The sequence below is a fragment of the Micromonospora sp. ATCC 39149 genome (assembly GCF_000158815.1).
Classification (GTDB): domain Bacteria; phylum Actinomycetota; class Actinomycetes; order Mycobacteriales; family Micromonosporaceae; genus Micromonospora.
The window spans coordinates 5,832,755-5,842,971 of the sequence record NZ_GG657738.1 but is presented as its reverse complement, the minus strand read 5'-3'; the positions used below and the strand labels follow the sequence as shown (position 1 = coordinate 5,842,971).

At 73.7% G+C, this 10,217-nt stretch carries 10 protein-coding genes; all 10 read right to left on the bottom strand.

Translation table 11 applies throughout. The annotated features are described in order from the left end of the window. Positions 1-1,417, bottom strand: a 1,417-nt coding sequence (gene argH, locus MCAG_RS25670; protein WP_007075867.1) for an argininosuccinate lyase, incomplete at its 3' end; no start/stop codon positions are given. Positions 1,418-1,431: 14 nt separating this feature from the next. Further along, a complete protein-coding gene (locus MCAG_RS25665; protein WP_007075866.1) occupies positions 1,432-2,637 on the bottom strand; it encodes an argininosuccinate synthase in 1,206 nt (401 codons plus the stop codon). Beyond that, entirely contained in the window at positions 2,634-3,146 is a 513-nt protein-coding gene (locus MCAG_RS25660; RefSeq protein ID WP_007075865.1) for an arginine repressor, read from the bottom strand. The genes MCAG_RS25665 and MCAG_RS25660 overlap by 4 nt, the downstream gene beginning before the upstream one ends. Next, positions 3,143-4,069: an ornithine carbamoyltransferase gene (argF, locus tag MCAG_RS25655; RefSeq protein WP_007075864.1), complete on the bottom strand. Its 927-nt coding sequence runs from the start codon at positions 4,067-4,069 to the stop codon at positions 3,143-3,145. The genes MCAG_RS25660 and argF overlap by 4 nt, the downstream gene beginning before the upstream one ends. A 46-nt stretch (positions 4,070-4,115) precedes the next feature. After that, the gene (locus tag MCAG_RS25650; protein WP_007075863.1) at positions 4,116-5,297 is read right to left on the bottom strand and encodes an acetylornithine transaminase; all 1,182 of its coding nucleotides are present in this window, start codon (positions 5,295-5,297) and stop codon (positions 4,116-4,118) included. Next, on the bottom strand, positions 5,294-6,289 hold the full coding sequence (gene argB, locus MCAG_RS25645) for an acetylglutamate kinase (protein ID WP_007075862.1): 996 nt from the start codon (positions 6,287-6,289) through the stop codon (positions 5,294-5,296). The genes MCAG_RS25650 and argB overlap by 4 nt, the downstream gene beginning before the upstream one ends. Next, positions 6,286-7,455, bottom strand: coding sequence for a bifunctional glutamate N-acetyltransferase/amino-acid acetyltransferase ArgJ (argJ, locus tag MCAG_RS25640; protein WP_007075861.1), 1,170 nt, complete (start codon positions 7,453-7,455; stop codon positions 6,286-6,288). Before argJ ends, argB begins: the two co-directional genes overlap by 4 nt. Next, on the bottom strand, positions 7,452-8,453 hold the full coding sequence (gene argC / locus MCAG_RS25635; RefSeq protein ID WP_007075860.1) for an N-acetyl-gamma-glutamyl-phosphate reductase: 1,002 nt from the start codon (positions 8,451-8,453) through the stop codon (positions 7,452-7,454). Before argC ends, argJ begins: the two co-directional genes overlap by 4 nt. A gap of 155 nt (positions 8,454-8,608) precedes the next feature. Next, positions 8,609-9,424, bottom strand: coding sequence for a hypothetical protein (locus MCAG_RS25630; protein WP_007075859.1), 816 nt, complete (start codon positions 9,422-9,424; stop codon positions 8,609-8,611). Next, positions 9,421-10,217 (bottom strand): hypothetical protein (locus MCAG_RS25625; RefSeq protein ID WP_036375240.1); only part of this gene is annotated, 797 nt, incomplete at its 5' end. The genes MCAG_RS25625 and MCAG_RS25630, both read right to left, overlap by 4 nt.

Below are 10,217 nucleotides of genomic sequence, written 5' to 3'. Positions count from 1 at the left end.
GCTTGTCGGCGGCGGCGGCGAGCTGGTCGGCGACCGGCCCGGGGCCGGTGGAGCCGGGGGTGGTCCGGGCGGCCAGGGCCGACCGCACCGACAGCACGTCGCGCACTGACGGGTCGAGATGCTCGCTGACCGCCGCCAGGTCGGCGTCGGAGACCTCGTCGAGGGCGCAGTCGCGGGCCGCGCAGAGCGCCACCAGCCTGCCGGTGATCTCGTGAGCGTCGCGGAACGGCACGTTGCGCCGGACCAGCCAGTCGGCGACCTCGGTGGCCAGGGAGAAGCCGACGGGGGCGGCGGCGACGAGGCGGTCGACGCGTACCGTCATGGTGGAGATCATCCCCGCGAGGGCCGGCAGCAGCAGTTCCAGGGTGTCGACCGCGTCGAAGGCCGGCTCCTTGTCCTCCTGCATGTCCCGGTCGTACGTCATGGGCAGGCCCTTGAGCATGGTGAGCACGGCCATCAGCCCGCCGACGAGCCGGCCGGACTTGCCCCGGGCCAGCTCGGCGATGTCCGCGTTCTTCTTCTGCGGCATGATCGACGAACCGGTGGCGAAGGCGTCGTCCAGCTCGACCCAGCCGAACTCCTGCGACGTCCAGAGCACCACCTCCTCGCCGAGGCGGGACAGGTGCACCCCGATCAGCGCGGTGATGAAGAGGAACTCGGCGACGAAGTCACGGTCGGCGACCGCGTCCATCGAGTTGGCGAAGGACGTGCGGAAGCCCAGCTCCTTGGAGACGGCCACCGGGTCCAACGGCAGCCCGGACCCGGCGAGCGCGCCCGCGCCGAGCGGGCTGATCGCCGTACGGTGGTCCCAGTCGCGCATCCGCTCCAGGTCGCGCAGCAGCGGCTGCACGTGGGCCAGCAGCCAGTGCCCGAAGGTGACCGGCTGGGCGTGCTGGAGGTGGGTCATCCCCGGCGCGGCCGTGTCGACGTGCCGGGCGGCCTGCTCGACCAGGGCCTCCGCCAGCTCGACGAGGCGGGCGGCCACGCCCCGGGCGTGGTCACGCAGGTAGAGGCGCAGGTCGGTGGCGACCTGGTCGTTGCGGGACCGGCCGGCGCGCAGCTTGCCGCCGAGGCTGCCGAGGCGCTCCAGCAGCCCCCGCTCCAGCGCGGTGTGCACGTCCTCGTCGTCGACGGTGGGGCGGAACGCCCCCGAGGCGCAGGCGGCCTCCAGGTCGTCCAGGGCGGCCAGGATCTTCCCCAGTTCCTCGGGGTCGAGCAGGCCCGCGCCCGCGAGGACCCGGGCGTGCGCGCGGGACCCGGCGATGTCGTACGGGGCGAGGCGCCAGTCGAACTGCACGCTGACCGACAGCCGGGCCAGCGCCTCGGAGGGGCCGCCGGCGAACCGGCCACCCCACAGGCTCGTACGGTTGGTCGCGGCGCTGTTCTCGGTGAGGCTCTTGTCGTCCACGCCGCCCATTGTGGTTCCCACGGTCAGCACCCGCCCAACCGGGCGTCCCGCGCGGCGGCCAGCCTGCTGGGCAGGCCCCACAGCCGCACGAAGCCCTTGGCGAGGGACTGGTCGAAGGTGTCGCCGGTGTCGTAGGTGGCCAGGCCGAAGTCGTACAGGCTGGCCTCGGAGCGCCGGCCGGTGACGGTGGCCCGGCCGCCGTGCAGCACGAGCCGCACCTCGCCGCTGACCTGCTGCTGGGCGTCGTCGATGAACGCGTCCAGGGCCTTCTTCAGCGGGGAGAACCACAGGCCGTCGTAGACCAGCTCGCCCCACCGCTGCTCCACGCCCTTCTTGAACCGGGCGAGGTCCCGCTCGACGGTAACCGCCTCCAGCTCCTGGTGGGCGGTGATCAGCGCGATCGCGCCGGGGGCCTCGTACACCTCGCGGCTCTTGATGCCGACGAGCCGGTCCTCGACCATGTCGAGCCGACCGACGCCCTGCGCGCCGGCCCTGCGGTTCAGCTCGCGGATCACCTGGTACGGGGTGACGGTCTCGCCGTCGATCGCCACCGGTACGCCGGCGTCGAAGGTGATGACGACCTCGTCGGCGTCGCGCTCCTGCGCCGGGTCGGACGTGTACGAGTACAGGTCCTCGATCGGGGCGTTCCAGATGTCCTCCAGGAAGCCGGTCTCCACGGCCCGGCCCCACAGGTTCTGGTCGATGGAGTACGGCGACCTGGCCGACACGTCGATCGGCAGGCCCTTCTCCTCGGCGAAGGCGATCGCCTTGTCCCGGGTCCACGCGAAGTCCCGGGCCGGGGCGACGATCTTCAGGTCGGGGGCGAGCGCCCCGATGCCGACCTCGAAGCGGACCTGGTCGTTGCCCTTGCCGGTGCAACCGTGCGACACGATCGTGCCGCCGTGCTTGCGGGCGGCGGCGACCAGGTGCTTGACGATCAGCGGCCGGGACAGCGCGGAGACCAGCGGGTACCGGTCCATGTAGAGGGCGTTGGCGCGCATCGCCGGCAGGCAGTACTCGGCGGCGAACTCGTCGCGCGCGTCGACCACCTCCGACTCGACGGCCCCGCAGTCCAGGGCGCGCTGCCGGATGGCGTCGAGGTCCTCGCCGCCCTGCCCGACGTCCACCGCGACGGCGATGATCTCGGCGTTGGTCTGCTCGGCCAGGTAGGGAATTGCGACGGAGGTGTCCAACCCTCCCGAATACGCGAGGACGACCCGCTCGGTCATGGTGTGTTCCCTTCAACGGTCTCCTCGCGGCGGGACCACGCGGTGAGCTTCTCGCCCAGCGCGGCCCCGCCGTCGGCCTCGCGGGCCACGACGAGGATGGTGTCGTCGCCGGCGATGGTGCCGACGACCTCGGGCAGACCCGCCCGGTCCAACGCGCTGGCCAGGTAGTGGGCCGCGCCCGGCGGGGTACGCAGCACGGCGATGTTGCCGCTGGAGTCCACCTCGTTGAGCAGTTCCCGCAGCAGCCGGGTCAGCCGCGCCGGGGCGGCCTCGGCGTCGCGCAGGGGCCGGTGGCCGTCCTCCGGGATGACGTACACGGGGCGACCGTCGCCGCCTCGGGCGGTGACCGCGCCGAGTTCCTTGAGGTCCCGCGACAGGGTGGCCTGGGTGACTCCGACGCCGTCGCCGGCGAGCAGGTCGGCCAGCTCGGTCTGCGAGCGGACCGCCCCGTCGCGGATCAGCTCGACGATCCGGGCATGCCGGGCGGCGCGGGTCAACGGCGGGGTCATGCCGACTTCTCCAGCAGGTACGTCAGCACCGCCTTCTGGGCGTGCAGCCGGTTCTCCGCCTGGTCGAACACGGCGCTGGCCGGGCCGTCGAGTACCTCGTCGGTGATTTCCTCGCCCCGGTGCGCCGGCAGGCAGTGCAGCACGATCGCGCCCGGTGCGGCGTGCCCGAGCAGGGTCTTGTTGACCTGGTACGGCAGGAACGGGGTGATCCGGTCCAGCCCGTCGTCCTCCTGCCCCATCGAGGTCCAGGTGTCGGTGGCCAGCACGTCGGCGTCGCGGGCCGCGGCGACCGGGTCGCGCAGCACGCGCACCGATCCCCCGGTGCCGGCGGCGATCTCCTCGGCCCGCGCCACCACCTCGGGGTCGGGGTCGAACCCGTCCGGCCCGGCGACCCGCACGTGCATGCCGGCGGTCGCCCCGGCCAGCAGGTACGACTGCGACATGTTGTTCGCCGCGTCCCCCACGTACGCCAGGGTCCGCCCGTGGGTGCCGCCGCACCGCTCGCGGACGGTGAGCAGGTCGGCGAGGAGCTGGCAGGGGTGGAAGCCGTCGGTCAGGGCGTTGATCACCGGGACACTCGCCCCGGCGGCGACCTCGGCGATCCGGTCGTCACCGTGGGTGCGCAGCACGATCGCGGCCACGTACCGGGAGAGCACCCGTCCGGCGTCGGCGAGGGTCTCGCCGCGGCCGAAGTGGGTGACCTGGGTGTCCACCACGAGGGGGTGCCCGCCCAGCTCGGCGATGCCGGCGTCGAAGGAGATCCGGGTGCGCAGGCTCTGCTTGTCGAACAGCACGGCCACCGACCTCGGCCCGGCCAGCGGCCGGTGGGCGAACCGCTCGGCCTTCATCCGGGCGGCGAGGTCGAGCACCGTCGCCTGCTCGGCGGGCGTGAGGTCGTCGTCGCGCAGCAGATGGCGGGTCATGCGATGGCCTCCGGGGTGAGGTCGTCGTCGCGCAGCAGGCGGCGGGTCATGCGATGGCCTGCGGGGTGGCGGCGTCGAGGGCGGCGGGCAGGGCGGCGAGAAACGCGTCGGTCTGTTCGACGGTGAGGATCAGCGGCGGGGCGAGCCGGAGCACGCCCGGCTGTACCGAATTGACCAGGAACCCGGCGTCGCGCAGGGCCGTCGCGACCGGGCCGGCGGCGTCGGCGGTGAGCACGATCCCGAGCAGCAGGCCCGCGCCGCGCACCTCGGCGACGAGGGGATGCCCGAGCGCCTCGACGCCCCGGCGCAGCCGCTCGCCGATCCGCTTGACGTGGTCGAGCAGCCCCTCGCTGGCGATGGTGGACACCACCGCGAGGGCTGCGGCGCAGCTGACCGGGTTGCCGCCGAAGGTGGTGCCGTGCGAGCCGGGGCCGAGCAGCTCGGCGGCGGGGCCGAAGGCCAGGCAGGCCCCGATCGGCAGGCCACCGCCGAGGCCCTTGGCGAGGGTGACGATGTCGGGTTCGACGCCGTCGGCCTGGTGGGCGAACCAGTGCCCGGTGCGGCCGACACCGGTCTGCACCTCGTCGAGCACCAGCAGCGTGCCGTGCCGGGCGGTGATCCGCCGGGCCTCGGCGAGGTAACCGGCGGGCGGGACGACGACGCCGTTCTCGCCCTGCACCGGCTCCAGGATCACCATGGCCGTGGCGTCGGTCACCGCGTCGGCGAGGGCGGCCACGTCGCCGTACGGGACGTGGGTGACGTCGCCGGGCAGCGGGCGGAACGGGTCGGCCTTGCTGGGCTGGCCGGTGAGCGCGAGCGCGCCCATGGTACGGCCGTGGAACCCGCCGACTGTGGCGACCACGTGCGAGCGGCCCGTGAGCCGGGACAGTTTGAACGCGGCCTCGTTGGCCTCCGCGCCGGAGTTGGCGAAGAGAACCCGGCCGGGGCGGCCGGCGAGGGCCAGCAGCAGCTCGGCGAGGGCCACCGGCGGCTCGGCGACGAACAGGTTGGACACATGCCCGAGGGTGGCGACCTGCCGGGACACGGCGGCCACCACGGCGGGGTGCGCGTGGCCGAGGGCGTTGACCGCGATGCCGCCGAGCAGGTCGACGTACTGGCGGCCGGCGTCGTCGACCACGACGGCCCCGGACCCGGACACCAGCGCCAGCGGCGGCGTGCCGTAGTTGTCCATCAGCGACTGCCGCCAACGCTCCACCAGCATACTCATGACGGGACCGTGCCTTCCTTGTTCGTGGCTGCGGGGCTCGCAAGCTCACTCCTCGCGCTCACAACGCCCTCCCCGTTCGCGACTGCGGGGCTCGCAAGCTCACTCCTCGCGCTCACCACCATCGTGCCGAATCCTTCCGAGGTGAAAACCTCCAGCAGCGTGGAGTGGGCCACCCGGCCGTCGACGACGTGCGCGGCGGGCACGCCGTGGCGCACCGCCCGCAGGCAGGCCTCCATCTTCGGGACCATTCCCGACTCCAGGGACGGCAGCAGCTTCGCCAGGTCGTCCGTGGTGATCTCGCTGACCAGACTGTCGGTGTCCGGCCAGTTGGCGTAGAGACCCGGCACGTCGGTGAGGACGACCAGCTTGCGCGCCTCAAGGGCGATCGCGAGGGCGGCGGCGGCGGTGTCGGCGTTGAGGTTGTGCAGCACCCCGTCGGCGTCCGGCGCGACGGTGGAGATCACCGGAATGCGGCCGGCCGCGATGAGGTCGGTCACCGCCGAGGTGTTCACCGACTCGACATCGCCGACCTGGCCGACGTCCACGGCCTGCCCGTTGACGTACGCCGGGCGGCGCACGGCGGTGAACAGGCCGGCGTCCTCGCCGGAGAGGCCGACGGCGAACGGGCCGTGCGCGTTGATCAGCCCGACCAGCTCCCGGCCGACCTGGCCGACCAGCACCATCCGCACGACGTCCATCGCCTCGGGGGTGGTGACCCGCAGCCCGCCGCGGAACTCGCTGTCGATGCCGAGCCGCCCGAGCATGGCCGAGATCTGCGGGCCGCCGCCGTGCACGACGACCGGTTTGATGCCGACGTAGCGCAGGAAGACCATGTCGGCGGCGAAGGCCCGCTGGAGCGCGGGGTCGACCATGGCGTTGCCGCCGTACTTGACCACGATGGTGGCCCCGGACAGGCGGGCCAGCCAGGGCAGCGCCTCGATCAGCGTCTCGGCCCTGGCCTGGGCCCGGGCGAGGTCGTCGACGCCGCTCACGTGGAGTACGCCGAGTTCTCGTGCACGTACGCGTGGGACAGGTCGTTGGTCCACACGGTGGCCTGGGCCTCCCCGGCGTGCAGGTCGATGCGGATGGTGACGTCGCGGCCGGTGAGGTCCACCTTGGACCGGTCCTCGGCGGCGGCGCCGGAGCGGCACACCCAGACGCCGTTGACGGCGACGTCGAGGGCGTCCGGCTCGAACGCGGCGGCGGTGGTGCCGACGGCGGCGAGGATGCGGCCCCAGTTCGGGTCGTTACCGAACAGCGCCGTCTTGACCAGGTTGTTGCGGGCCACCGACCGGCCCACCTCGACCGCGTCGTCCTCGTCGGCCGCGCCGACGACGTCGATGGCGATCTGCTTGGTGGCGCCCTCCGCGTCGGCGAGCAACTGCTGCGCCAGGTCGTGGCAGGCGGCGGTGACGGCCTCGGTCAGCTCGGCCTCGGTGGGCTCGATGCCGGACGCGCCGCTGGACAGCAGCAGCACCGTGTCGTTGGTGGACATGCAGCCGTCGGAGTCCACCCGGTCGAAGGTGACCCGGCAGGCGGCGCGCAGTGCGGCGTCGAGTGCCGCCGGCCCGGCCACCGCGTCGGTGGTGAGCACGCACAGCATGGTCGCCATGGCCGGGGCGAGCATGCCGGCGCCCTTGGCCATGCCGCCGACGGTCCAGCCGCTGCCGGCCGCCACGGTGGTCTTCGGCCGGGTGTCGGTGGTCATGATCGCCTCGGCCGCCGCCGCGCCTCCGGCCCGGGACAGGGCGCGGATCGCCGCGCGTACGCCGGGCAGCAGCTTGTCCATCGGCAGCCGCTCGCCGATCAGGCCGGTGGAGCAGACCGCCACGTCGCCGGCACCGAGCCGCAGCCGGGAGCTGGCCGAGGTCAGCGCGGCGGCGGTGTGCTCGGCGGTGGCGTGGGTGTCCTGGAAGCCGGACGGACCGGTGCAGGCGTTCGCGCCGCCGGAGTTGAGCACCACGGCCCGGGCCACCCCGCCCCGGACGACCTGCTGGGTCCAGAGCACGGGGGCGGCCTTGACCCGGTTGGCGGTGAAAACCCCGGCGACCCCGGCGTCGGGGCCGTCGTTGACGACGAGGGCGACGTCGGCGCCGCCGCTCTTGAGCCCCGCGGCGACGCCGGCCGCCCGGAACCCTCTCGGTGTGGTGACGGTCATGGTGCCACTCCGAACGTGGACAGGCCCGTGGTCTCCGGGAGCCCGAGCATCAGGTTGGCGCACTGCACGGCCTGGCCGGCGGCGCCCTTGCCGAGGTTGTCGATGACGCTGGCCACAATCACCCGGCCGGAGTCGACGTCGACGCCGGCTTGGAGGTGGCAGGAGTTGGAGCCGAGGGTGGCGGCGGTGTGCGGCCACGCGCCGTCGGGCAACACGTGCACGAACGGCTCGTCCGCGTACGCCTCGGCAAGAACGGCCCGGGGGTCCGCGCCGCCGGTCGGCACGGCGGTGACCATGGCGAGGATGCCGCGCGGCATCGGCGCGAGGACGGGGGTGAGCGACAGGCTGGTCGCGCCGGTGGCCTGCTTGATCTCCGGCACGTGCTGGTGGGCACCGACCCTGTACGGCGACAGGTCGCCCATCACCTCGCTGCCGAGCAGATGCGCCTTGGCGGCCCGGCCCGCGCCGGAGGTGCCGGAGGCGGCGACCACGACCACGTCGGCGGGCGCGACCGCGCCGGCGGCGACCAGCGGGGCGAGTGCGAGGGTGGTGGCCACCGCGTAGCAGCCGGTATTGGCCACCCGGGTCGCGGCGGCGATCTCCGCGCGCTGGCCGGGCAGCTCGGGCAGGCCGTAGACCCAGGCCCCCGCGTGGTCGCCGCCGTAGTACCGTGACCAGGCTGCGGCGTCACGCAGCCGGTGGTCCGCGCCCAGGTCGACCACCCGCACCGACTCCGGCAGGGCGGCAGCCAGGGCCGCCGACTCGCCGTGCGGCAGGGCCAGGAAGACCAGGTCCGCGTCGGCCAGGGCCGCCGGGTCGGTCGCCGCGAACACCAGGTCCAGCCCGGCGAGCTGCGGGTGTACGGCGGTGACCGGCGCGCCGGCCTGGCTGTGCGCCGTGGCGGTGACCAGGTCGAGTTCGGGGTGACCGGCGACCAGGCGCAGCAGCTCGCCCCCTGCGTAACCACTCGCCCCCGCGACCGCGACTCGGATACCCATTCTTACCTCCGCATGACTATGCAGAGAAGGTTACCGGCTTGTCACGTCGGGCCGCAAGGTCATACCTCCCGCTGCATGGGCATGAGGAGGTGACCGGTGACACGGGCACGGGGAGACTCCCTTTCGCGGCGGGGAGCGCCGGGAAAGGGAGTCGATCAGTTCGCGCGCTGGTCGATGCCGTGCTGCCGCTGGTACGTGCGCAGCGCGGCGTCCCACGCCTCGGTGTACTCCGACGGGCCCAGGCCAAGGTCGTTGTGCCCGCGCACCGCCTCCCGCAGCAGCGTCAGCAGCTCCGGCACCGCCTCCCGGCGCTCAGCGACGTAGCGGCGGAACACCTCGGCGAACTGCTCCCCCGTCAGGCGGGCCGCGTGCGCGGTGACCGGATCGTCCTCCAACGCCTGCAACACCGCGCACCACCGGCGGGTCAGCTCGTCGGTCTGGCGGGCGCGGATCTGCTCCAGCTCGTGGTTGCACTCCAGCCTGATCCGCTCCTCCCAGTACGGCCGAAGCCGCTCCCGGACCCGCTCGTCCGGGCTCACCCGTACCTGCACGGTGAAGTGCGGACGGCTCTCGTCCCGAGGCCAGTGCTGCCCCACCAGCAGGTTGTTCAGCGCCCGTTCCAGCTCGTGCGAGCGGTGCGGCTCGTGTTCACGGGCCAGGTCGGTGGCGCGCTCCCGGACGATCCCGGCCGCCCAGGCGAGGTAGCTCTCCGCGCGCTGGCGCAGCGCCCCGGCGCTCATGTGGTGGGCCCGCCAGTGGTAGACGGCGAACAGGCGGAAGTCGAACGCGTCTCCCCGGGCCGGCACCAGGATCGGTTCCGGCGCATCCAGGCGGTAGGTGACCACCTGCGGTGGTGCCAGCGGCACCGGCAGCGGGGGCGGCGGACTCACGGGCGCCGGCCCGAACAGCGAGAGCAGGATCTGCCACCAGCGCCGCTGCGCCGACGGACGGGGCTTGTACGGAATGCTCATGAGGGGTCCTCGTCAATCAGGCGTCGTACGTGGCGCAACAGGGTGTTGCGGGGCATCAGGGGCCCCCAGACGTGCCGGAGCTGGTGGTCCAGCCGGTGGCGTAGCGGCTCCCGTCCCGCCACCACCAGGTCGACCAGGTGCAGGCAGAGGGCCGCCACCTCGGGGTTCCCGTCGGCCCGGTTGAGCCAGAAGCCAAGCGTCCGCCACGCGCGGTACGCGGTCCCCGGCAGGCTGAGCGCCGTCGCCCAGCAGGTGGCCAGGTCCGACATCCGCACGGTGCCCGCGCGGGCCAGGTCGAGCAGCTCCGGCCAGCTTTCCCGGGGGGCGGGGACCCACCTGTCGGCGAGCACCCGCAGCGCCCGCCCGGCGTGCAGCCGTACCTCCGGCTGGTCCTCGGCGACGGCCCACTCCGCCAGCGCCGGCAGCACACTCGCCGCGTGGCCGGCTACGTACACCTCCACCAGGCCGCGTACCACCGAGTTGTTCCGGCGCTGCATGCGCGCCTCGGCCACGCGGCGTAGCTGCACCAGGGCGGTTTCCGGCCAGAGCCGCGCCAGACCCAGCGCATACGCCCGCGCGACGGTGTCGCGCAGGTGCGCCGCCCCGCCGGTCGCCCACCGGTCCAGCTCCACCCGGACGCGCTGGCGCAGCTCTGGCTGCATCGCCATGCCGACCAGCGCGATGGCGGCGGCCTGCCGGACCCCGGCCCGACGTTCCCGGGCGAGCTGGTCCACGGTGTGCAGCGCGGCGTGTACCCCGTGCACCGCCGACCAGCCGACCGCCCCGGCGGCGG

What these genes read in the sequence shown, in the direction of transcription:
- MCAG_RS25650 (WP_007075863.1), bottom strand. Translation starts at nt 5,297, where the DNA reads ATGAGTATGCTGGTGGAGCGTTGGCGGCAGTCGCTGATGGACAACTAC.
- argC (WP_007075860.1), bottom strand. Translation starts at nt 8,453, where the DNA reads ATGGGTATCCGAGTCGCGGTCGCGGGGGCGAGTGGTTACGCAGGGGGC.
- MCAG_RS25660 (WP_007075865.1), bottom strand. Translation starts at nt 3,146, where the DNA reads ATGACCCCGCCGTTGACCCGCGCCGCCCGGCATGCCCGGATCGTCGAG.
- argF (WP_007075864.1), bottom strand. Translation starts at nt 4,069, where the DNA reads ATGACCCGCCATCTGCTGCGCGACGACGACCTCACGCCCGCCGAGCAG.
- argJ (WP_007075861.1), bottom strand. Translation starts at nt 7,455, where the DNA reads ATGACCGTCACCACACCGAGAGGGTTCCGGGCGGCCGGCGTCGCCGCG.
- MCAG_RS25665 (WP_007075866.1), bottom strand. Translation starts at nt 2,637, where the DNA reads ATGACCGAGCGGGTCGTCCTCGCGTATTCGGGAGGGTTGGACACCTCC.
- MCAG_RS25630 (WP_007075859.1), bottom strand. Translation starts at nt 9,424, where the DNA reads ATGAGCATTCCGTACAAGCCCCGTCCGTCGGCGCAGCGGCGCTGGTGG.